Raw genomic sequence first — 25,144 nt, forward strand, 5'->3', positions numbered from 1 at the left:
GCAAAAATGATTGATTTCAAGAAAAAACTTAATTCTGCCAAAATAGAAAGAAAAACAGAGCCTTGTGAATTATATTCTACATTAGATAGAAAAAGTGTTGCCGGTCCGTTACGCCCTGCTCAAGAGTATATTTTAAGTGAATGGTATACAAACCATCGTGATGATAGAGATTTAGTTATAAAATTGCATACAGGAGAGGGGAAAACATTAATAGGTTTGTTATTATTACAATCTATGATTAATTCTAAAAATGGACCATGTTTATATATTTGTCCAAATGTATACTTAACTGCTCAGGTATGTGCAGAAGCAGAAAAATTTGGTATACCATATTGTGAGATAGGGAACGATAATCAAATCCCAGATGAATTTGTATGTGGTGAAAAAATTCTTATAACTCATGCATATAAGGTTTTTAATGGTAAATCAATTTTTGGAATAGGTAATAATTTTATTGATGTTGACACAGTAATATTAGATGATTCACATGCATGTATTGATGTAATAAAAGATTCTCAGACTATCAGTATAAAAAAAAGTGATTCGGACTATGTATATCAAAAAATAGTATCATTATTTTCAGATGAATTGGTAGACCAGGGAGAGGGAAGCTTTTTAGATATAAAAAATGGCGATTATGATACATTTATGCCTATTCCGTATTGGAGTTGGTATGATAAAAAAACAGAGATGCTAAAAATACTGTCACAAGCAAATGATATACCATCAATACAGTTTGTATGGCCTTTAATGAGAGATAGAATTACAGATTACAGTTGCTATATTTCCGGAAATGAAATTGAAATAGTTCCTTACAACGCTAGCGTTGATGTATTCGGGTCATTTTCAAAGGCAAAACATAGGGTTTTGATGTCTGCAACAACACAGGATGATGCTTTTTTTGTTAAAGGGCTTTCATTTAGTACAAGTGCTGTAAAATGTCCATTGATGTTCAAGAAACAAAAATGGTCTGGAGAGAAAATGGTAATAATCCCATCATTGATAGATGAGAATTGTGATAGAGATTTGGTGGTAACGTATTTTGCAAGAATGGAAAATAAAAAATTCGGTATGGTATCACTGGTTCCTAACACTAGAAAAGCGAAACAGTATAGTAATTTGGGAGCTATTTGTGCGGATAAAAATAATATCTTTGATGTAATAGAATCCCTCAAAAAGAGAGAATTTAAAAGGCTTGTTGTTATTAATAATAGATATGATGGAATAGATTTGCCAGATGAAAGTTGCAGAGTATTGATAATGGATTCTATGCCATATTTTAATAGTTTATCTGATAAATATGAAAAGAAGTGTCGGCCAAATAGTGAAATAATTAACAAAAAAATAGCGCAAAAAATTGAGCAAGGTTTGGGCAGAGGGGTTAGAGGAGAAAAGGACTATTGTGCTATTTTAATAATTGGTTCAGATCTTGTAAAATTTATGAGAAGTGTTACAACAAAAAAATATTTCTCATTGCAGACGCAAAAACAAATAGATATTGGACTTGAGATTGTTAAAATGGCGAGTGAAGATTCGAATCAAACCGAATCCACTATGAAGCCAATTATTTCATTGATAAAACAGATGTTGTCTAGAGATGAAGGATGGAAAGAGTATTATAATGACGAAATGCAATCGATTGAAGAAGAAGAAAATGAGTCTAGTATATATGATCAATTATTAGAAGAGTCTATTATAGAGAAAATGTATAGTGTAGAAGAGTATGAAAAGGCTTCTTCTGCAATGCAAAAATTTATTGATAAATATGTAATGGACCCATTAGAAAAAGGATGGTATTTGCAGCAACTTGCTCGTTATTATTATCCGATTAGGAAGGAGGAATCTATTAAAATTCAAAAAGCAGCGTTTCAATCAAATCCTCAATTATTGAAACCTAAAACAGGAGTTGAATATACCAAGGTATCATTTATTAATGAGAATAGAATTAATAGGATTTCTCAATATTTGAAACGGTATAAGAGCTATAATGAATTAATGCTGGCAGTTAATGAAATATTGGATAATTTATCATTCGGAATTGAAGCCGATAAATTTGAATCTGCGCTCAAGCAAATTGGTGATTTACTGGGATTTGTGAGTCAGCGTCCAGATACAGAAATTCGTAAAGGACCAGATAATTTATGGTGTGGAACTAACGATGAATATGCTTTTTTTGAATGTAAAAGTGAAGTAGAGGAAACTAGGCAAGAAATAAGTAAACATGAAGCTGGACAAATGAATAATCATTGTGCATGGTTTGAGACAGAATATGGTGATAATGTATTAGTAAATAGATATTTATTGATTCCAACAAAAGATTTGTCGTATTATGGTGATTTTACGCATGAAGTTAGAATCATTAGGAGAGGAAAGCTGAAAAATTTTAAGGAGTCTATAAAAAGGTTTATTAAAGAATTAAAACCATATAACTTATATGATATTTCAGATGAAAAACTTCAAAATTTAATTGATTTACATCACTTAAATTTGAAAGATATAAGGGAGTTGTATTCAGAAGAATACTATCATAGAACAAAATAATATTGTTGCATACAAAATTATTATTCAATACCTGTAATTCAGAGATGGATTGCAGGTATTTTTATGCTTATAAAGATATAAATAAAAGAAAGGTGGTTTTCGCGTGAGAAAATATGATTTTATATCTGCTCTAGCACAAGAGACTGCTACAGAAGGGAGGCCATTTTTGTTGGAGTAGAGTAGATATAAGGGAGATATTATATGGTTACGAAAATCAGTTGAAATTAGACAACGAGGATTAACATTAAAATTATAAATAATGCACCCCCCCGTCAGTAGTCTGAACCCCCTTAACTGACTACGATTTGACTACTACACAAGGCATCCGTTTGCTCCGTTTTGCATTATTTTGCAAAAAGTGTAGTTTTAGAAAATAAAAATACGATGCCCGGAAAAGTCGATAAATCAACGCAAAACACGGCAATACAGGGCATTTCAGAACAGGAGAATTTTATGATTAAAGTTTTATTCATCTGCCACGGCAACATCTTAAGGTAAGCGAAAGGATGTTGTAATTAAGTAAGATTTAGGCGAAGTATATAGATTTTATACCTTATTTATACCGATTGGTGTATAAATTTTTGAAGACTATCTTGGTTTTGATTGTAAAGAAGACAGACATATTATTATTCCCGACAATGAAGTCTTTATCGTAAGAAATGGCGTAAAATATGCAGTTGCAGGCGGTTAAGGTCGAAATTTACGACCGATTTACGACAAAATGAGAGAACACGTTCATAAATGGAATCCCTCATATTTGGGGGATTCTATTTTTATATCTGATGTGTGGCGAATCGTATTGATAATGTGCTACGTTTGACATATAATTGCATTAGGAGGTTTTTACCATGAATAAGACGATTTCTATGAGTATAAGAGTAAGTGAAGAAGAATTAGAAAAGCTCAAACAAGCGGCTAGATTAGAATCGTATGCATCTTATAGTGAGTTTGTTAGAAGAACGGTTTTGATTGAAGCAACGAGGATTATTTCTGAAAATGAAGAGAAGGAGAATCAGAAAAATGGCTAAAGAAAAGATACAATCAGTTGAACCAGATATAGCTGATTTGGCTAACGGTTGGATGAAATCGTATGGTCTTGATTACAAATTAGAACAAGCAAGTCTTAATACAGAAATAGATAAGGCTTTAGATGAATACTATTCGAAAAGTGGTGGCTCTGGTGGAAATAGACCAGATGCAAAACTGTTATTACAGGATAAAAACATGAATTATTATCCTGTGCTAATTGAATATAAGGGTTATAAGGATAAACTTGTAAAGCTTGACGATAATGGACAAGTTGAGAATAGAAATACCAAAAATGAACCTATTTATAAAAACATAAATTCTTACGCTGTAAATGGTGCGGTTCATTATGCAAATGCGTTACTTCACTATACAAGTTACACAGATATTATTGCTATAGGTATTACAGGTTACAAAGATGAAAACGGTAAACTCCTTTATTCAATGGGAGTTTATTATGTATCAAGAAGCAATTATGGTGTTGGACAGAAAATTGATGATTATACAGATTTATCATTTCTCAAGACAGAAAACTTCGATTCTTTTATTGAAAAAATAAGAAATTTGCAACTATCACCTAAGGAACTAGAAAAACTTAGAGAAAAGAGAGAAAAAGAAATAGATGCAAGTCTGGTAAAGCTAAATAATGATATTTACCAAAACGAAAAAGGATTGGGCGAAAATGATAGGGTATATCTGGTTGCGGCGTCTATTATTTCAACATTAGGAATACCGGGAAAAGTAGCACCGCTAGAAAAGAGCGACTTAAAATCGTCTTCTGAAGCAGAAAATAAGGATGGCGATATTATGGTTAGGAAGATAACTGCGTTCTTGAATGAGAAGAACTTGCCAAAAGAAAAAAGTGAACTCATTATAAGAACATTGCAGAATACTCTAACTACAGATAATATCAATAAAGTCGAGAATGGAGAAAGTCAATTAAAGAGGGTATTTACAAAAATAGTAGATGATTTAGGCATCTATTACAAGATTGGATTGACTACGGATTTTACAGGAAAACTGTTCAATGAAATGTACAGTTGGCTTGGATTTACTCAAGATAAACTTAATGATGTAGTTCTTACTCCTTCGTATGTTGCAAATCTTCTTGTAAAACTTGCGAGGGTAAATAAGGACTCATATGTATGGGATTTCGCTACAGGGTCTGCAGGTTTGTTGGTTGCCGCTATGAATGAGATGCTAATTGATGCAAAAGCAAAGATTAAATCTCCTGATGAATTAGCGATTAAATCTGCAGAAATAAAAGCAAATCAATTATTGGGTTTGGAAATATTATCCAGTGTATATATGTTGGCGATTCTTAATATGATACTTATGGGTGATGGTAGTTCAAATATATTAAATAAAGATTCATTAAGGGACTTTAACGGAAACTATGGATTTGGGAATACTGACAAAAAGTTCCCTGCGGATGCTTTTATACTAAATCCGCCATACTCAGCAGCTGGTAACGGAATGATCTTTGTTGAAAAAGCTTTGTCCATGATGTCAAAGGGATATGCGGCGATTATTATTCAGAATTCCGCTGGCTCTGGAAAAGCTGTTTCATATAACAAAAGCATTCTGAAACACAGTACGTTACTGGCAAGTATCAAAATGCCAGCTGACTTATTTGTAGGGAAATCAAATGTTCCCACAAATATATATGTCTTTAGAGTAGGAGAAGCTCATCAGAATGATGATATTGTAAAGTTTATAGATTTCACTAACGATGGATATACACGAACAAATAGAAGGAAATCCAGTAGTAATCTTAGAGATACCAACAATGCTAAAGAAAGATATCAAGAGGTTGTTGATTTAGTACGTTTTGGTTCTCAGAAAAGAAAACTACTTAGTGAGAGAGAGTATTACGAAGGGCATATAGATATTGAAAAAGGAGATGATTGGAATCAAACAGCTCCTGTTGAAACAAGACCTTCGATAGATGCATTCAGGAATACGGTTAGTGATTATTTAACTGCTGAAATATCAACTATTTTAAAGACTGAAAAAAATGAAAAGTCGATGGATGAAAGGTTATCATCTGTAGAATGGAAAGAATTTGTTCTAGGTGATTTGTTTGATATTGATAATACATCTAGTTTCAATTCCGATAGCCTTGTTCCGGGAACTCAATACGATTATGTTACACGTACATCGACAAATCAGGGAGTTTTGCAGGAAACAGGTTTTATAAACGAAGAAAATATAAATAAAGCTGGAACATGGAGTTTGGGCTTGCTTCAGATGGATTTCTTTTATAGAAAAAAAGATTGGTATGCTGGACAGTTTGTAAGGAAGATAACAGCAAAAATAGAGATACCAGAAAAAGCAATTCCGTTTATGACAGTTGTTCTAAATAACCAAAAACCTGTATTATTATCTGTTTTGGTCAGAAGCGTTGATACGAAATTTAGAAAAACTAAAGTTCAATTACCGTGTAAAGATGGGAAAATCGATTTTGAATTTATGGAATCATTTATATCGGATTTGGAGAAGGAACGAGTTAAAGACGTTTCGGATTATTTGAAAAAATATAAGGATGCATCTGAGGAAACTTCTAACTAAGAAAGTATAAGGTGGCGAGATAAATTAGATGGATGAGAATTCAATGCTTTTATTGCGATATTCAAGTTATAAGAAATACGATTTTATACGAGAACATAATAGCATTATAAAAAATAAGGGTTCTGTATGGATGCTTAAGGTAGGAAAATGTATTCCAGAAAATAAGCTTCAGAAAATGTATGAGTATGGCGGAGTAATGTACTTGCGCTCACCCAAAATTGAAGGAGAAAAATTTTATAAGGCTATAATTAAAGCATATTATTCAGGTGAACCTAAACGAAATATGATATTTCCGAAGTACTATAATGAGATGCTGAACGATGAAGATTTATGGTTGGTTGATTCTTTGAGTGGAACATGGTTTGAAATCGTGGAAATTAAGGAAATATCTAAAACACAGGCAGAACGATTAAAACTTGTAAGCAATGGAAAACGGGCTGTAGACGTTCTTTCTTGTACAAGAAGTTCAATGTTATATGTAAATGAATAAGAAAAAGAAACGGTTCTGAAATCAATTCAGCTCCGTTTCCTTTTTGTTTTGCGTAAGCTGTATATCTTCCAACCGGAGAATATAATCCGAGGATGCATTTATAAGCTGTTTCCTATATTCTGGATTGTCAATGTTACGGTTACAAACAAGAGCTGCGCAATATGATAAATCCTCGAAAATTAGGTTTTTAACTCTAAGACCGAGGGAAGAAGCATCGGGCATAAATTTCTTCATCATTGGCAAAAATCTATTCTCAACAAGGTCATTCTTTATTGTGTTGTTTAGCATATGAAAAGAATTATTCTTGTTGGCAAAGTCGATAAAATCTGAGAGAAAATCTTTCTTGCATGCCAAAGCTGAAATCGCAAGATTAAAAGTTATGTAAAAAGTCCGTATTTTCGAGAAAAATTCAAGGTATAAAATGCAATATTTTATACCTTACTTTATACCTTTTGCTTGAAATAATATGCCATTTTATGCATATAATATGCCGAGTTAAGAGGTATGCAAACTTTAAGAAATGCCGAAAATACAAGGAGTTTTAACAATGATAAAGGTATTATTCATCTGCCACGGCAATATATGTCGTTCCCCCATCTCCGAGTTCGTCCTCAAGGACAAGGTAGAAAAGCTCGGTATAGCAGATAAATTTGATATAGCCTCTGCGGCCACCAGCACTGAGGAGATCTGGGGCGGAAAAGGCAATCCGATATATCCACCGGCGCAGGAAGTGCTGAGGGCGCATGGCATAGGTAAGACGGTTTATACAGACTTTAGTGGCAAGCGGGCCAGGCAGGTTACAAGGCAGGATTATGAATATTATGATTATCTGCTCTGCGCAGATACAGCAAATGTGAGGAACACAATGCGCATAACCGGTCCGGACTACCAGGACAAGATACATTTGCTGCTCGATTATGCGGGAAGGCACGGACAGTCTATAGCTGATCCGTGGTATACGGGACGATTTGATGAGACATACAGGGATGTGTGTCAGGGATGTGAGGGTTTTCTTGATTATCTCAGGCAAGGCAATAGGTTGTAGATATGTGTTTACACTCTCGAAGGCATGGTTTTATATTGATTTTATATTGCTTGTTTTATATGGCAACACCACAAGAAACGTGATATGATTTACGCATAAATGCATGAGAGAAAATATATAAACCACCAACGGAGGGCATACAAACAAATGGAATTATACAAAGGCAGACCGGATACAAATGAAGGACGACTTGAGAGGGAGATCAGAGTTTATGATTTCCTTGATGATCACGGAATAGAGTATTGGCGCACAGATCATGCTCCAGCAGACACAATGGAAGTTTGCAGCGAGATAGATGCGGTGCTTGGGGCAACCATTTGTAAGAATCTGTTTCTGTGCAACAGGCAGAAGACACAGTTCTATCTGCTCATGATGCCGGGCGACAAGCCGTTCAAGACAAAGGAGATCACATCGCAGATAGGCAGCGCGAGACTTTCATTTGCATCGCCGGAGGATATGGAGAAGTATCTGGATATCAGGCCGGGGGCGGTCAGCGTCATGGGTCTCATGAATGACCATGAGAATTATGTGCAGCTGCTTGTTGACGAGGATGTTATGAAGGGCGAGTATCTTGGATGCCATCCGTGTGTGAACACATCAAGTATGAAGGTCAGGACGGAGGATATATTTGGAAAGTTTCTTGAGGCGGTTCACCACGATATGATCAAGGTGACGCTCACTGGAGAATAGGAGTGGTAAAAATGATGGCAGAGCGAAGAAACGGGGGCAAGCCTCGCAGAGAAGAAAACAATAAAACGAGTGGCAGCGTAAACGAAAGAAAAAGACAGACACATAGCAGAAAGTACGATGTAACAGGTGGAGAGAAACAAATAAAAACAGGAAGCAAAGGTAAAAATGTACAGGGAAAATCGCGACAGGCACACTCATCACAATATAAGCTCAACCCGAACAGCAAATGTCCTATATCCCACCTGTGCGGTGGCTGTCAGTATGTGGATATGCCATATGAGCAGCAGCTCGCCGAGAAACAGAAGTATATAGATGACCTGCTCAGCGTATTTGGTCCTGTGGACAAGATAATAGGCATGGAGAATCCGTATCACTACAGGAATAAGGTCACTGCGGCATTCAGGAGAATGAAGAGCGGAGAAATAATTTCCGGGGTGTACGAGGAGGGGACGCACAATATACTTCCAGTCGAGAACTGTTATGTGGAGGATGAGAAGGCTGCGGCCATCATTAGAACATTTGCCGGACTGATAAAGTCGTTCAAGCTCCAGATATACAACGAGGATACAGGAACCGGACTTATTAGGCATTTGCAGATAAGAGTCGGAAGAAAGACCGGACAGATCATGGTGATCATAGTCACCGCATCGCCGGTATTTCCGTCCAAGAAGAATCTTGCAAATGCACTTGTGACAGCTCATCCGGAGATCACAACGGTTGTCCAGAATATCAACATGAAGGACACGAGCATGGTCATTGGAGACAGGAACCAGGTCATTTACGGCAAGGGGCATATAGAGGATATTCTGTGCGGAAAGCGTTTCCGTATATCGCCGGGCAGCTTCTATCAGGTCAATCCGGAGCAGACTGAGGTTCTATATGGAAAAGCTATCAAGTATGCGGATCTCAAGAAGAAGGAGACTGTGATAGATGCCTACTGCGGTATAGGAACCATAGGCATAGCTGCAAGCGACCGGGCAAAGAAGGTCATCGGCGTGGAGCTGAATGAGGCAGCAGTGCATGATGCCCGGGTGAATGTGAAGATGAACAAGATACAGAATGTTGATATTTACAGCAACGACGCCGGCAGATTTATGGTCGATGTCGCTGAGGAGGGTGACAGCATAGATGTGGTATTCATGGATCCTCCGAGATCTGGAAGTACAGAGGAGTTCATGTCATCGGTCATCACACTTGGACCTAAAAGGGTTGTGTATATATCCTGCGGCCCGGAGAGTCTTGCCCGGGATCTGAAATATATGACAAAGCACGGCTATCAGGTAATCAAGATGACCCCTGTGGACATGTTCCCGCTCACCCGCGGGGTAGAGATCGTGGTGCTCCTCACAAGGGCGGGTGCGGTACATCGTGGATAAAATTAACAAAAAGCCGGTTCTCTATGAGTGAGAACCGGCTTCGTTTATAAAAATGGAAGGTTTTATCGTAAATTAAATCACGTTACATATATTTGACAAGCTCATCGATGATAGGAGCGTAGTGTTCGCCTTCAAGACCATAGTCTTTTTCTTTGTAGTTCCATGCGGCGCGGCCTATTCCGTACTTTTCAAATACAGAATGGATATCTTTGTACCAGTTCAGAGTTCCGTCAAGTGGTGCCTGATCTATAACACCATATTCGCCGCAGTACATAAATCCGTCTCTTTCTTCAACAGCCTTGATGCCGTCGAGAAACATTTTTTCGAACAAATCAGGTCCGATGGAATTAAGTCCAAGGCTACTCTCGGTGATGGCCCCATGCATACACCCTTCGATCTGGCGGGATTTCTCCATGTAGTCATTGAAATCCCCCGGATATTCGATATGAAAATCTGAAGGCATACCTGTTACCCAGTAAGCAGACTGGTGGGTAAATACCATTGGCTCGTAACAGTGGAAATTGTAAACTATGTTCTCATCGTTGTGATGAGGGAGAAGCTTTATAGATGTAACAGCATTGTAGCCAACCCCACCGAGCAGGATCTTGGCAGTAGGTGCTTTCGCACGGATGATCTCGATGCATTTGCTTGATATTTCGTTCCACTCGTTTACAACGGTCGGACTTACGACCTCGTTCAGCGGCTCGAACATCATTATGTCTGCATCCTTTGCATATCTGTCTATGAGCTTTCTCCACATTCCGTAGAATCTCTCCTGAAGAGGCTTCTCATGGAAGAATTCAAGAAGATGAGCCTCATCGTCAAATATATATCCATATGTCTTGTGCAGGTCAAGGACCATGTTGAGTTTGTACTTCCGGCACCACTCAATGCATGAATCGATGTAAGCGTAGCCGTATTCCTTATCACTTCCGTCCTCGTTTTCAAAATTATCGTAATCGATAGGAAGACGAACATGGTCAAGTCCCCAAGATGCTATTCTTGCAATATCTTTTTCTGTGATAAATGTGTCAAGATGCTCCTTGTCAAGTGGTCCCTGTGAAAGCCATCCACCTAAATTTACGCCTTTTTTGAATCCGTCTAAAGTTCTCATAATCTTTAACCTCCTGTGAAATAATAAAATATATATTGCACTCATTTGCCGTTCGGGAGTGCTTATCAGTTTCGTTTTCTGTGACTTTATAGTAGCATTTGCAGCTTTATGCAAATACAACAAATGTGTCATTAATATAATAATTATGCTATAGTAATATAATAGAAAGGAGGATGAACCATGAATATATCGAACGAGATCGTAAAACAGCAGTTTGTACAGAGAGAATACGGACTGGCGCACCCGACATACGACAGTGAACTTGACTTCTATCAGCTTGTCAGCAGTGGCAATGTGAAGGCACTGTCGGGTATGCTCCTCGCAGGAGAGGAGGATGCCGAGGTTCTGGCAGCCAGGGGAATATTGTCGGAGGATAAAGTCCGAAACAGAAGATATCACGAGATCGTGCTTGTGGCGATGATATCCAGATTTTGCATAGAAGAGGGCATGGAGGAGATGGAAAGCTACAATCTCAGTGACTTCTATATTAATAAGCTGGACAAAGCACAGACCACGCAGCAGGTCATAGAGATACATAATCAGATAATCATGGATTATGCCAAAAGGATGCGCCGGGTGAAGAAGAAAACAGTCATATCGCCACACTGTGTCAAGGCTATGGATTACGTATATGACCATTTGCATGAGCGGATAGATGTGCGGGAAGTGGCAGAATTTGTGGGAGTGGAACGCTCTTATCTGAGCAAATTATTTCATAAGGAGGTCGGTCAGACAATCTCAGATTACATCATGGAGAAGAAGCTTCAGACTGCCAGAAATATGCTTCTGTATTCAGATTTTTCCTGTACGGAGATATCGCAGTATCTGGCATTTGCCAGCGGAAGCTATTTTGCAAAATGCTTCAAGACAAAATATGGATCGACTCCGAATTCATATCGCAGGATAAATTACAGGAAACACTGGAAAGAGGCGAAATCATAGTCTTGTTATGTGCTGGTATAATTGACAACATCTGTCAAAGGTTGTAGAATTACATGAGTTTTATTTGTATATATAAGGAGAATGAATAGCTATGTCATCTTTTAGATTTCATGTGGCTCTCGCAGCCGCCAAACTGAGCAAGGGACTCATCCAGCTCCTGGGTAGGAACGGTACGCATACACCTGGAGTTATCGCCCTGAAGATATGTCCGGATTTCCTGGCACAGGCGCCCAAGGCACCGCTTACGATATGTGTCACAGGAACAAATGGTAAGACCACCTGTAGTAACCTGATAACTGATGTTTTGGAGAAGGATGGAAGAAGAGTTGTCAGCAACAGAACAGGTTCCAATATCGTCCCTGGCTGTACGACAAATGTCATCAACAGCCTTACATTTACGGGAAAGGTCAGAGTGGATGCCACTGTATTTGAGGTGGACGAGCGTGCTTCAAGGCTGATACTTCCATATGTGAAGCCGGATTATCTTGTTGTAACAGGACTTTTCAGAGATTCACTCAAGAGAAATGCTCACCCTGACTATATTTTCAGTGTCATAGATACCTACTGCCCTGATTCTGCAAAGGTTATCCTGAATGCGGACGAGCTTTGCTCAAGCATGTTGAAGAAAGACAGCTACAGAGTGTTCTATGGAATCGGCAAGCAGCCTGATGACAAGACCGAGCCATACAACCTTATCGCGGATTACCAGATCTGCCCTAACTGCGGCGAGAAGCTGAAGTACAATTACCTCAGATATCATCACATCGGCGATGTGGTATGCCCGAAGTGTGGACTTCACTCACCAGACAAGAAGTATCTGGCAACCGACATAGACAGAGAGAAGATGACAATTACTATACAGGAGGGAGACAAGAAGACAGTTTATCCGCTGATCCATACAGCTCTCTTCAATATATATAATGAAGTTACAGTTATCTCGGCACTGCGCGAAATCGGTCTCTCGGCTGAGAGAATCAAGGAACTCATGGGTCAGATCCATATACCGGATTCCCGCCACAACGAGACCACAGTGAATGGTGTTACAGTAATCCAGGCGCTCTCAAAGGGGCAGAGTGCGGTTTCTTCATCCAGAACATTTGAGTATGTGGCAAATGAGGAGGGCAAGAAGGCTATCCTCCTTGCGATGGACGATCTTGAGGACAGACAGAAGAGTATAGAGTTCTCAGGCTGGATATACGATCTGGAGTATGAGCAGTTCAACAGGGATGATGTTGTACAGGTCATCTGCACAGGACCTAGATGCTACGACCACAAGGTGAGATGCTTACTGGCTGGTATCCCTGAGGAGAAGATACTCACAAATCTCAGCGAGGTCGCTGCGGCAGACGATGTGACTATAGATGGTGTTGACAGAATATACATCCTGTACGACTGTGAGAATTACGGAATGTCATGTGAGATGAAGAAGAAGATAATCAAGAGACTGGAGGGTGACAAATAATGAAGATTGAGATTTTATATCCGGAAATATGTACACTCTACGGTGACAAAGGAAATACAATGTACCTGCAGAAATGTCTGCCGGATGCGGAATTTGTGGCAACAGGACTTAATGAGAAGCCACTCTTCCTCAAAGAGAATATAGACATGGTGTATATGTGTTCCATGAGCGAGAAGAGCCAGGAGCTCGTGCTTGACAGACTGATGCAGTACAAGGACGAGATCGCAGCATGCATGAAGGATGGAAAGGCGCTTTTCCTTCTGGTTGGCAATTCCATGGAACTCCTTGGTGATTATATCAAGAGAGAGGATGGAACCAGAGTTACAGGACTTGGCGTTGTTCCGGGCATGTACTCAGTCCGCCAGACTCCGAATCGTTTCAACACGCTCATCAAGGCGAAGTTCAACGATATGACACTCATCGGATACACAAGCCGATTTGCCCACACTTACGGAATACCTGATGATATGACATTCTGCAAGGTGGAGATCGGACAGGGCAGCAATCCTGATACCATGAATGAGGGAATCTGCAAGAACAGAGTAATTGCGACATACATTCATGGACCACTGCTCATTCAGAATCCTGATTTTGTACATTATCTGTTGGAAAAACTGGATGCTCCTATGAAAGAGATACCATTTGAGGCAGCTATGCGCAAGGCATATGATGTGAAGCTTGCTGAGTATGGCAAGCCTGATCTGGAGCTGTCATAATATAGAGAATTATAGTGATAATTAAGCCCCGGTGGCCTTTGATATGTACCTGAAATCCAGGACACATGTCAGTATGCTGCCGGGGATTTTATATGTAGTAATGTATAAAACTATACATTTTGTACAGTTATGTAAACCCATTGAAAAGAAAAAGATAATATGTCACAATACAGATGTTGCCACCCCTAGACAGGCTAGGAAAGGGGGCGTATGTCTTGTTGAGTTTATTAGTATCTTTCGGAATTTCTGTTGTGGCTAGTATAGTAGCATACTATATCTGCAAGTGGTTGGACAGAGACAGGTAGCTGGCAATCAGCCCAAGGAGTACGTCGCCTTTGAAAGACGGAGAAAACCCCAGTAGTAGGCGCTACTGGGGTTTTTGTTGTACTATGGGTTAGTACATCTTGAAAATATTAGTATCTTTGTCTGCTGACATTATATCATATGAATTTTACCTTCGCAACATTCATTTTCCTCACATATCTTAATGTTTTTTCAGATGTATCAACTCAAAAGAAAGTAGTATAATGATATCGCAAGAAGAAAAAACAAGCGACGCGAAGCGGCATTTGTTTTTTTCTTGCGATATCAACGAGAACCCGTTCGGCGGAGCCGAACATGGAGCGCGGCAGCGCGAGGGTTCGAGTCTGCAAAAAGCAAGAAGAAAAATGCGCGACGCGAAGCGGCATTTGTATTAGTAAATGCGAAGCGGCATTTGTTTCTGTAAATTGGGGTATATTATTCATAAAAACAGACGAAGAGACAACGTGAAAGGAGCAGTGGGTTACATGTTAAAGGACTGGAACAGACCGGAGCGTCCAACAGATGAGGAGATAGACGCACGGTTAAAGATCGCCAGAGAGAATCTGACGCGCAATCAGATCAAGGTAAAGGAAGGTAAGATACCTGTATTTGTCATATTTGAGGGCTGGGGAGCCGCAGGTAAGGGAAGTCTTGTGGGAAGGATCATAAAGAATATGGATCCGAGATTTTTCAACGTTGAGTCAGTGAAATATTCCACAGACGAGGAAAAACGCAGACCATTCCTGTACAAGTATTTTACGAGAATACCGGAACAGGGGGAGTTTGTATTTCTGGATGGTGGATGGATGAGGGACATAGTAGGTGGCAAGATGTCTGGAGAATTGTCAGACAAGGAATACCGGAAGAGAGTTGACAGCACCAAGAGATTTGAGAGGACTCTGGCGGACAACGGATATCTGGTCATGAAATTTTTCTTCCAGATAGACAAGCATGAGCAGAAGAAGAGGCTTGAAACACTTCTTGAAGATGATACTACAAGCTGGAGAGTGTCTAAGCATGATCTGAAGCAGAACAAAAAGTATGACGAGTATCTTGAGGCATTTGACAGCTTTATGTATGACACCAATCTGTCAAATGCACCGTGGTACATGATAGATGCAAAGGAGAGAAAATGGGCAGAACTTCAGATACTCGATATCATCAATCAGGGAATAGATACTGCGCTGCTCAATCAGGGGCATGCTGTACCTATACTGCAGAATACATTTGCGCTCAAGAAGATCCCGAAACTTTCCGAGGTGTCTCTCGACAAGAAACTGACGGATGAGGAGTACAAGGAGGAACTTGACAAGCTGCAGAAGAAACTCGGCAGACTGCACAATGAGCTTTACCAGAAGGGGATACCTGTTATCATAGGCTACGAAGGTTGGGATGCGGCAGGCAAAGGTGGAAATATCAAGAGGATAGCGGAGGCACTTGATGCGAGAGGTTATGTGGTAAATCCTATAGCAAGCCCGGAGCCGCATGAGAAAGCAAGGCATTTTCTGTGGCGATTCTGGACAAGACTTCCTAAGTCAGGACATGTGGCGATATTTGACAGAACATGGTATGGCAGAGTCATGGTTGAGAGACTTGAGGGCTTCTGTTCGGAAAATGACTGGCAGAGAGCGTACAACGAGATAAATGAATTCGAGAAGGAACTCCACGACTGGGGTGCGATCGTCATCAAATTCTGGGTTCAGATCGACAAGGATACACAGCTTGAGAGATTCACACTCAGACAGAACACACCTGAGAAACGCTGGAAGATCACAGATGAGGACTGGCGCAACCGTGACAAATGGGATGACTATGAGACTGCGGTGGATGAGATGCTGGAAAAGACCAACACCAGCTTTGCGCCATGGCACATATTGGAGTCAAATGACAAGAAGTATGCCAGAATAAAAGCCCTCAAGATCGTTATCAAGGCGATAGAGGATAAGCTGGAGCATCTCGACAACTAATGATGGGCGCCGGATGCGATCACTCGATACTCAGAATGATATAACGCATTTGTGACAGATATAAGTAAAGGTACAAAAAACACGAGGCGGTGATACACCATACTAAGGTATCACCGCCTTTTAAAAAGGTTTTAAGGTATATGTTCCGCCTGGCGTGTATGACCGCAAAGGATAAATTTCAGATATTATCCAGGAGGGAGGTACGGCTTTAGCAACAGGCAGACTGCAAAATATAAAAACTATATTTTCCTGTAGGGTAAGACAGGAAGATAAGTCATTACCATAATTATATTAATTGTTTTTCTTTGATGATGGCGACTCCGAGCGGGGTTAACTCAAGCTCTCCATCAACTACATTCTGAGTCTGAATATTGGTTCCATGAACATCGGATATGGACTGAGGTTCATCGGTATTATTCAGGTAGAAACCATATGAGGTTTCGTCATCTGCGTATCTGCGGTGATATTGAACTCCGTCAGGCAGACATTTGGTTGCTATTCCGGCATCTGCCAGCATCCGCTCCATGATCTCACCAAGTTTGCTGTAATCTATTCTTGCAGCTACGTAGTAGGCCTTGCCTTTGCCGTAGCTGTTCACTGTCACTGCCGCATTTCCGGCGTAGAAATCAGAATCGTAGGTTCCAAGTACATCCGCCGTTCCGACTCTCAGGATCTCAGCATAGTCACGGAGTTCGCATGAACTGCCATCTGTGAAGCTCACGCTGTTTCTGTCAGATGGATACAGGGTGTCTATCTCTTCACTGATGATTCCAAATACATCTGCAAGTCCATTTCCCGGGAATCCACCGAGTATACAGAGCTGATCCTTGTCTACATAGCCCGTAAAGTAAGTGGATAGAAGCTGTCCGCCCCTCTTTACAAATGCGGCAAGAGACTCGGCTGCGCCATCTCTCAGCATGTAGAGCATAGGTGCAACAACCACATCGTAATCGTCGAGTGGTTCATCGGATGCAATGACGTCCACGTCAACGCCGCGCTTTGTCAGCTCTTTGTATACAGACATACAGGTCTCAGGATATTTTTTTGATTCCTGCCCCAGAGCCTTGACATCATCTATGGCCCACATATTGTCCCAGTCGAACAGCAGTGCAACCTTTGATCTGATGAGTGTGCCGGTTATCTCGGAGAGCCCATCAAGCTCTGCGCCGAGGGCGGCAACCTCCTTGAATATTCTGGTGTCATTTGTTCCGAGATGGTCAACAACGGCACCGTGATACTGTTCAAATGAGCCTCTGCCCTTTCTCCACTGGAAATACTGGACTGTATCAGAACCGCAGGCGATTGCGTTGTATGAGAACAGTCTGTGTATGCCAGGTCTCTTCAGCTTGTTGTATGGATGCCAGTTTACAAGCCCCGGAGCACTCTCCATAAGCATGAAAGGTTTGTCCTTCTTCATGGATCTCATAACCGCGTGGTCAAATGTATTCTGGCCCATGACATCCGCAAGACTCTCGTAGTCATTGTGGAATCTAGGGTATGAATCCCATGAGATCACATCCAGCTCCTTTGCCATCGGTCTGTAGTCGAGACCGTCATAGAGCTGCATAAAGTTGGTAGTTATCGGTATTTCAGGGGTGAGTTCACGGAGGAGCGTTATCTCTGATTTCATGTAATCGTTCATGTTCCATGTGGTAAATCTCTTCCATTCGAGGTTCAGCCCCATGATACTGAAATCACCATTTTTGTATGGCGGCTCAATCTGTGAGAAGCTGTTGTATGAGTGACTCCAGAAGGTGGTCCACCATGCTTTGTTCAGCTTGTTTATGTCGTGGTCGAACTTCTCTGCGAGGTAATTCTGAAATCTTTTCACACAGAGACGGCAGTAGCACTCGCCACCAAGCTCATTTGACACATGCCACATGATGAGTCCCGGATGGTTTCCCACATGGGCGTGGAGCTGACGGATGATATTGTCAACTTTTTCTCTGTATACAGGTGAGCTCATGCAGTGGTTCTCACGTACACCCTGGTGTTCCCGGACATCATAGGAATCCACACGCCTGATCTCAGGATACTTCTGTGCCATCCATGCCGGTTTGCCGCCCGATGGCGTGGCAAGAACGGTGTAAATGCCTGCATTATACAGGTTGTCCATAACATCCTTCAGCCAGTCAAAATGGTATTCGCCCTCAACAGGCTCATATGCTGACCATGAAAATACACCAAGAGTAGCGGAAGTCATTCCTGCCTCCTTCATCAGCTCGATATCCTTAGCCAGGATATCAGGGCGGTCCAGCCATTGTTCAGCATTGTAATCACCGCCGTGTAGTATTCCATTTATCTGTGGGAAAAGCTTGTTTTTGTTCATCTATCTGTCATCCTCCTGTAAATAAAAGGTAATGTACTCTATATTAACTGTTCTAAGTTAAAATATATGCGCAAGCGGTTGCACAACTTACTATTTAAAGGTAGCACAAATAGACAAATAATTCAATTGTAATTTGATAATACATTTTAATTTGTGCAAAACACACAAAATATATACACTGCCATTCATCAGGACAATATTGTATATAATTAAGAAAAACGGCTTGAAATAAGAGATATAATTGCTTGTGATTAAGATATCATGAATTGCTCAAAGTTGCGCAATTTGTCAATTTCTACAAGATGTACAAAAGTGAGGTAAAAAGCTATCGAACAGTGTCAAAAAACTATATAATAAAAGTATTGAGGGATGAACGGAAATATAAGGTTGGAACGTATCGTTTAAGGAGGAGTTTTATGATAAAAAAGAGGGAATCATATAGAGCGGTGGCAGGCAGTATAAGGTCTGAGTGGTTAAGGGGGCTGAGCAGAAAAATCTGTATCGGTGCCCTGGCATTTTCGGCGGCTGTTGTGCTATTGACAGGCGGCAAAGTGGAAGCATATGCATCTGATCAGACTCGGGTAAGTTCAGATGAGAGTCAGGTTACGATAGGATATGATGATCTGGACGACACTTTGCAGAAAGGCGGACTTGGCGTTGTCGTCGAGCAGCAGCATGGTGTGGCTGCACTGGCATCTACGTATGATGCAACAGCACTTGAGAAACTTATTGTTGAAGGAATCAAGGCGTGGCAGACGAATATAGATGTATCGGGACTTGGTCTTACGAGCGATGATATTGATAACGGGGCAGTAAGATCTATTATTAATTCTCATCCTGAGTTTATCAGTCTGTCGGGAGGCTATAGATATTGGACTTCTGGCTCCACGATCACCCAAATAGAATTTGCGTATTTGACAAATGCAAAGGAGGAGCAGCAGGAGCTTGATGCTGCACTTCAGGAAGTCAAGAGCAAGATAGATATCAGTGGAATGACCGATGAAGAGATAGTACTTGCATATCATGAGTACCTTACATCCACAGTTGCATATGCATATGAGGATTATTTCAATGGAACAATCGCTGCAAATCACGGGTATGATATGTATGGAGCTTTGGTTAAACATAGTTGTGTGTGTCAGGGATATGCTGAGACTATGTTTTATCTGCTAAGAGAGGCTGGCCTTTCATGTGCAGTCGCATCAAGTGAAAATATCAATCACGCGTGGAACATAGTTAAGATACATGGAAAATGGTATCACATAGATGCAACCTGGGACGATCCGGTGTGGGATATGCCTGGAAGATCATATCATGATTATTTCCTTGTCAGCTTTGATACAATGAATAAGAATACGCTAACCAACCACACTAAGGACAGAACGGATATGGTTGTCAGCGCACAGTGGGGAGATACATATACGACAGCGGTGGACACTACTTATGAGAGTGGTAAGTTCTGGAATGGTATTGAGAAAGCTATTTTTTATAAAGATGGTTATTGGTACAGCATAAGTGAGGGCAGTTCGAAAACATCATTTAACATAAATAAGTACCAGTATTCGACTAACATAAACAAGGTTTTGTATTCGGGCACTGCAAAATGGACAACTCCGAGTGGTGGGTATTATCCCGGTGTTTACAGTTCAATATATCTCCGAGGTGATAATTTATATTTTACTACTCCGGATAGCTTGAACAAGATAGATATAACATCGACAAATGTAATTCCTACAGAGCTTATAAATATACGAACACAGTATAATAGTTCAACAGGAAATAATTTATATGCGTTTGGAGAACAGTATGGTAAGCTGGTGTATTTTATTACAGATTCTCCTAATATAAAGAAAACTAAGGATTCAAGCAATTCAAGCAAGTATAACAAGGAGTATGCCGAGTATACATTCGAGATGTGCATAAGCCACAAGTGGGATGCTGGAGTGGTGACAAAGGAGCCGACCTACACAAGTACAGGAACCAAGAAGTACACCTGTATAAACTGCGGTGAGACCAAGATCGAAACGATAGCCAAACTTGTATGTACGAGCCACGTGTGGGATAGCGGCAAGGTTGTGACAGCGCCGACATACAAGACAGAGGGAATCAAGAAGTATACGTGTAAGAATTGCGGAACAACCAAGACCGAAACGATAGCCAAGCTGGTATGTACAAAGCATGCGTGGGATGCCGGAGTAGTGACAAAACAGCCAACATACAAGACAGAGGGAACAAGAAAGTACACCTGTACAAACTGTGGCGAGACAAAGACTGAGACTATAGCCAGGCTTGTATGTACAAATCATGCATGGGATGCCGGAGTAGTGACAAAACAGCCAACATACAAGACAGAGGGAACAAGAAAGTACACCTGTACAAACTGTGGCGAGACAAAGACCGAGACTATAGCCAAGCTTGCATGTACGACCCATGCATGGGATAATGGAACGGTTACTAAGAAAGCTACATATACAGCTACAGGAGTCAGGAAATATACGTGCAAGACATGTGGCGCAGCAAAGCAGGTCACAATTGCAAAGCTGAAGCTCACAAAGGTAACAGTAAAGGCCGCACAGCAGACTTCAGCGGTAAAACTTACCTGGAACAGATCTGCCGGGGCGTCAGGCTACAAGATATACAGGAGAACCGCAAAGGGAAGATATGTATGTATCAAGACAGTCAAGTCGGGAACGACAAGCTATGTAGACAAGACAGTCAAGTCAGGAAACAGGTATTACTACTGTGTAAAGGCATATAATGGAAATGTACTCAGTGGATATACAGAGGCAAGTATTCTCTACATCAAGGCTCCGGTTGTCACGGTCAGGAAGTCAGCACAGGGAGTGAAACTTTCCTGGAAAAAGTCTGCCGGTGCAAAAAAATACATTGTGTATAGAAAGACACCAACAGGCAAATACAGGGCAGTCAAGACTGTAACAGCGAAAACTCTCAGTTGGACAGACAAAACGGCAAAGAAAGGTCAGACTTATTATTACATTGTGAAGGCAGTGAATAATAAGACATACAGTGCAGCGTCACCGCAGAAGAGAATAAAAAGGTAGATGCTTACTGCGTAATTATAAGGGAGAAAAAGAATGAAATATGAAAATGTAAGACTCACAGAAGCTGTGCGGCGTATCAGGATGATATTTGTGGTGGGCGTCATCGCTGCGTGTGTGCTGTACGGCGGAAAAATACCAGCATTTGCGGAAGATACTCAGGAACAGTATGACTCATCACAAAGCAGCTATGGTCAGTTGCTTGAGCAGGAGGGCGATACTTCAGGTATCCTGCAATTTGGCGGACAGATAATAGAAGATGAAGCATCGGATTCATCGGAAGCGTCACTGGCAGCGGCAAATTCAAAGAAATATGAGAGTGCCATTGTCGGCGCTGTGGAGAAATTTTCACCGAGACTCAATGTAAAGAGCTGGGGATTGACCACACGAAATGTTGCAAATGTAGTCACAACCGCAATGAATGCGCATCCCGAGGTCGTGTATGTGGCAAGATACAGTTATCTGTATGACCAGACCACAGGAAAGGTCGTGTATCTGAAGTTCTCATACAAGCCAAATGCCCGAACCGAAAAGAAGCAGTTGGATGCAGCCATAGCGGAAGTGAACAAGCAGATAAATACAAAGAACATGAAGCCGGCAGAGATCGTGCTTGCATATCATGAGTTCCTGACATCCACAGTTGCATATGACACCAGCGGGGCTAAGGAATTTGATCCAACAACCGGAAGAGACCACATGTATGATATGTATGGTGTATTGGTTAAGAGGAGCAGCGTGTGTCAGGGATATGCGGAGACCATGTGGTATTTTCTCAGGAAAGCCGGGGTTCCGAGTGGAGTTGCCACAAGCCAGTATGTAAACCATGCGTGGAATGTTGTAAATATAGGTGGAAAGTGGTATCACGTTGACGCAACCTGGGATGATCCCGCAAGTGATATACCGGGAAGGTCGATGCATGATTATTTCCTTGTAAGCTTTGACACCTTGAACAGTAAGACTAAGGCCGCTAGCAGCGATTATTATCTTGGCAGATATGACACAAAGGTGGGAAATGTATGGAAGGGAACATACAGCAATGCCACGGATAAGCGATATGAAAAAGGTCAGTTCTGGAATGGCGTTGAGAAGGTCATCTTTTATAGAAAGGGCTACTGGTACAGCATAAAGCAGGGCAGCCAGTCATCATACTATCAGATAAACAAGTACAGCTTCAGCAACGGTGTAAATACAACGATATTTACCGGGCAGGATGAATGGCTGGATACAGATGGTACGACACTTAACAAACAGTATGGAACACTGTTCCTTGCACAGGAAAAGCTCTATTTCTGCACATCGAGATATGTTGCATGGATAGATCTTGAGGTAAATGAGCGCAAGGCGTGGGCTATATATGACATAAGACAGAAGTATGTATCAGGTGTAAACATATATGGAATGGGATATTACGGAAATGATGTTGTGATCTGGGTTTCCGACACTCCATCCTGTACAAGAAAGGACGCTTACTATCTCGGAGCATGTATGAGCCACAAATGGCAGGCGGGAGAGGTTACAAAACAGCCGACATTCACATCCCAGGGATCGCAGAAGTACAAATGCAGCAACTGCGGATATACCAAGAATGTCACACTCGACAAATTGAAGCTTGCGACGGTGACGGTCAAAACGAAGAATACAGGTAAGGGAATAAGCCTTACCTGGAATACCGATTCAAGAGCCACTGGTTATAAGGTATACAGACGCACAGGCAAGGGTGCATACAGACTTATAAAGACGGTGAAGGGAAGCTCTGTGAGATCAATGGTAGACAGATCTGTTGTAGGAGGAAAGACCTACACATACAGAGTATCGGCATACAACAGCTATACAAAGGGCGGCTCCAAGGCAAAGAGCCAGTATTATATAGGCTGCACGACCGCAAGAGCAAAGAATACCTCACAGGGAGTAAGAGTCTCCTGGAAGAAGACAAAGGGAGCCGCCGGCTATAAGATATACAAAAAGACAGGCAGCGGCAGATTCAAATGTGTGAAGGTTGTGAAAGCAAAGACCACAACATATCTTGACCGCCGTGTGAAGTCAGGAACAAAGTACACATACTTTGTAAAACCATACAAAGGAAAGACGGCAGGAACCTACAAGAAGGCTAGTGTCAAGTACAGATAAAAAGTAAATAGAGCACGTAAAAAAATACCATGTACAGCATTTCGCCTGTACATGGTATTTTTGCTTTTGTTATATGCTTAGAATGATATTATTTTTCATTCTTGTGTTCTGTTATGTCCCTGTGGGAATTATCGAACAGATCTGTGTCGGCCACATCTGATGAATCATTTCGATTCAGGGTCTCGCCTATGCGGGCCTTTGCCTCAGTTCCGGCAGCCTTGATACCCTCGGTGATCACCTCGCTCTTTTCCTTGAGATTTTCACTTATCACAGCGCTTTTTTCCTTTACGTTCTCTGTAAGCTCCTCAGCCTTCAGTTTGATCTTCTTTGTTATGGAGAAGCTTTCAGGGTTATTCTCAAATGCTCGTTTGATCGATGCTGTATCGTGAAGAGAGAGAAGGAAGCTTGGCTTCTCCTTGAACTTCTCACGATCCAGAGCCAGTCGGGACTTGAGTTCCTCAACACGGACAATAAGATCATTCTCTTTCGCAAATTTCTTCACCTTGTTCATCAGGTTGAATGATACAACGCAGTCGATCACGAATACCCCGTAGAAGAAACCGATGAAGAAGGAGAATGTCAGGTGATCCGCCAGCCAGTACACAGCGTTCAGTATGTGTGGATGGAGGAAGAAATAGTACAGTGCCGCGATCACACCCCAGAAGAATGAGAACAGCGGACATATGATGCCCTGTATATTGCCCCACTCATCTGAGTAGTCCCACAGCTTGATGTTCATTCCTATTATAAATATACGTCCGGCAATGTATTCCACAACGGTCATGGCGATGGCCATGATCAGTACCACCAGAACCTTTTGCAAAACAGGATGGGCGTCAACAGCATCTATATGGATCAGGGACAGGAGATACAGCACCACCAGGCCTGAACCGTAGAGAGGCAGGTAAGGTCCGATGAGGAATCCCGGGTTGATCCATTTGTGGCTTGGGTTGCTCTTGGAGAAGAACTTTCTGAATATGACTTCAATGCACCAGCCCATGATGCATCCTATGAAAAATAAAAATAATATTACCAGAATACTTTTGATATTGAAATTATCCATACATGGAATCTCCTTTGTATATATGACTTTGCCAATAGTAATAAGATAGTATATAGAAGGAAAAAAAGCAACCTTACAAAATGTCACAAGTGTAAGATAGCTTGTTGATACTTATTGAGAAAAAAAGTCATTTAAATTGCGAATGTTATATTGGACTAACGCCGGGGACAGTGCTATACTTACAGCAAATAAAAAGCCACGAAACAGATGCAGACTCTTTCTACAGTACGAAGATCGAGAATGCATTTTTTACGTTAAGGAGAGTTTGATTGAACAAACCGTGATTAGAAAAATCGAATCACGGCGAAGCCTGTCATATAATC

At 41.0% G+C, this 25,144-nt stretch carries 16 protein-coding genes; 13 read left to right on the forward strand and 3 right to left on the reverse strand.

Annotated elements, in window-relative coordinates; genetic code table 11:
• Positions 1-6 precede the first annotated feature (6 nt).
• The 7 genes from DWX57_RS12005 (at position 7) to rlmD (ending at position 9,739) form a co-directional block, all read left to right on the forward strand.
• Complete coding sequence (locus tag DWX57_RS12005; RefSeq protein ID WP_120124401.1) at positions 7-2,541, forward strand: DEAD/DEAH box helicase; 2,535 nt, start codon at positions 7-9, stop codon at positions 2,539-2,541.
• Between the two features lie 848 nt (positions 2,542-3,389).
• Positions 3,390-3,569, forward strand: a complete 180-nt coding sequence (locus tag DWX57_RS12010) for a type II toxin -antitoxin system TacA 1-like antitoxin (protein ID WP_120124404.1) — start codon at positions 3,390-3,392, stop codon at positions 3,567-3,569.
• Positions 3,562-6,138, forward strand: a complete 2,577-nt coding sequence (locus DWX57_RS12015; RefSeq protein ID WP_120124407.1) for an N-6 DNA methylase — start codon at positions 3,562-3,564, stop codon at positions 6,136-6,138. The genes DWX57_RS12010 and DWX57_RS12015 overlap by 8 nt, the downstream gene beginning before the upstream one ends.
• Positions 6,139-6,166: 28 nt before the next feature.
• Positions 6,167-6,628: a hypothetical protein gene (locus DWX57_RS12020; RefSeq protein WP_120124410.1), complete on the forward strand. Its 462-nt coding sequence runs from the start codon at positions 6,167-6,169 to the stop codon at positions 6,626-6,628.
• A gap of 547 nt (positions 6,629-7,175) precedes the next feature.
• Complete coding sequence (locus tag DWX57_RS12030) at positions 7,176-7,673, forward strand: low molecular weight protein-tyrosine-phosphatase (RefSeq protein WP_120124415.1); 498 nt, start codon at positions 7,176-7,178, stop codon at positions 7,671-7,673.
• Positions 7,674-7,820: 147 nt separating this feature from the next.
• Positions 7,821-8,363 (forward strand): prolyl-tRNA synthetase associated domain-containing protein, encoded by a 543-nt coding sequence (locus DWX57_RS12035; RefSeq protein ID WP_015533662.1) that lies wholly within the window; start codon positions 7,821-7,823, stop codon positions 8,361-8,363.
• 11 nt (positions 8,364-8,374) lie between these two features.
• Positions 8,375-9,739 (forward strand): 23S rRNA (uracil(1939)-C(5))-methyltransferase RlmD, encoded by a 1,365-nt coding sequence (rlmD, locus tag DWX57_RS12040; RefSeq protein ID WP_120124417.1) that lies wholly within the window; start codon positions 8,375-8,377, stop codon positions 9,737-9,739.
• Between the two features lie 82 nt (positions 9,740-9,821).
• Here the strand turns inward: rlmD and DWX57_RS12045 are convergent, their stop codons facing one another.
• On the reverse strand, positions 9,822-10,853 hold the full coding sequence (locus DWX57_RS12045) for a glycoside hydrolase family 5 protein (RefSeq protein WP_118649767.1): 1,032 nt from the start codon (positions 10,851-10,853) through the stop codon (positions 9,822-9,824).
• Between the two features lie 180 nt (positions 10,854-11,033).
• On the opposite strand from DWX57_RS12045, the gene DWX57_RS12050 reads away from it, so the two are divergent.
• The 4 genes from DWX57_RS12050 (at position 11,034) to pap (ending at position 16,243) form a co-directional block, all read left to right on the forward strand.
• Positions 11,034-11,795 carry a helix-turn-helix transcriptional regulator gene (locus DWX57_RS12050; RefSeq protein ID WP_120124419.1) on the forward strand — a complete coding sequence of 254 codons (762 nt, stop codon included), beginning with the start codon at positions 11,034-11,036 and terminating at the stop codon, positions 11,793-11,795.
• 91 nt (positions 11,796-11,886) lie between these two features.
• Positions 11,887-13,257, forward strand: coding sequence for a Mur ligase family protein (locus DWX57_RS12055; protein WP_022215873.1), 1,371 nt, complete (start codon positions 11,887-11,889; stop codon positions 13,255-13,257).
• Positions 13,257-13,973 (forward strand): hypothetical protein, encoded by a 717-nt coding sequence (locus DWX57_RS12060; protein WP_120124421.1) that lies wholly within the window; start codon positions 13,257-13,259, stop codon positions 13,971-13,973. The genes DWX57_RS12055 and DWX57_RS12060 overlap by 1 nt, the downstream gene beginning before the upstream one ends.
• A gap of 788 nt (positions 13,974-14,761) precedes the next feature.
• Positions 14,762-16,243 (forward strand): polyphosphate:AMP phosphotransferase, encoded by a 1,482-nt coding sequence (pap, locus tag DWX57_RS12065; protein WP_120124424.1) that lies wholly within the window; start codon positions 14,762-14,764, stop codon positions 16,241-16,243.
• Positions 16,244-16,529: 286 nt separating this feature from the next.
• Here the strand turns inward: pap and DWX57_RS12070 are convergent, their stop codons facing one another.
• The gene (locus DWX57_RS12070) at positions 16,530-18,572 is read right to left on the reverse strand and encodes a beta-galactosidase (protein ID WP_120124426.1); all 2,043 of its coding nucleotides are present in this window, start codon (positions 18,570-18,572) and stop codon (positions 16,530-16,532) included.
• A 416-nt stretch (positions 18,573-18,988) separates the two neighbouring features.
• Here DWX57_RS12070 and DWX57_RS12075 point away from each other — a divergent pair, with 416 nt between their 5' ends.
• Positions 18,989-21,634: a transglutaminase domain-containing protein gene (locus DWX57_RS12075; RefSeq protein WP_120124429.1), complete on the forward strand. Its 2,646-nt coding sequence runs from the start codon at positions 18,989-18,991 to the stop codon at positions 21,632-21,634.
• Between the two features lie 33 nt (positions 21,635-21,667).
• The gene (locus tag DWX57_RS12080; RefSeq protein ID WP_117550924.1) at positions 21,668-23,758 is read left to right on the forward strand and encodes a fibronectin type III domain-containing protein; all 2,091 of its coding nucleotides are present in this window, start codon (positions 21,668-21,670) and stop codon (positions 23,756-23,758) included.
• A gap of 88 nt (positions 23,759-23,846) precedes the next feature.
• On the opposite strand, the gene DWX57_RS12085 is transcribed toward DWX57_RS12080, so the two are convergent.
• On the reverse strand, positions 23,847-24,821 hold the full coding sequence (locus DWX57_RS12085; RefSeq protein WP_118758030.1) for a putative ABC transporter permease: 975 nt from the start codon (positions 24,819-24,821) through the stop codon (positions 23,847-23,849).
• Between the last annotated feature and the right edge of the window lie 323 nt (positions 24,822-25,144).

Origin of the sequence: Coprococcus sp. AF19-8AC (assembly GCF_003603115.1) — a bacterium.
Lineage (GTDB): Bacteria > Bacillota > Clostridia > Lachnospirales > Lachnospiraceae > Coprococcus > Coprococcus aceti.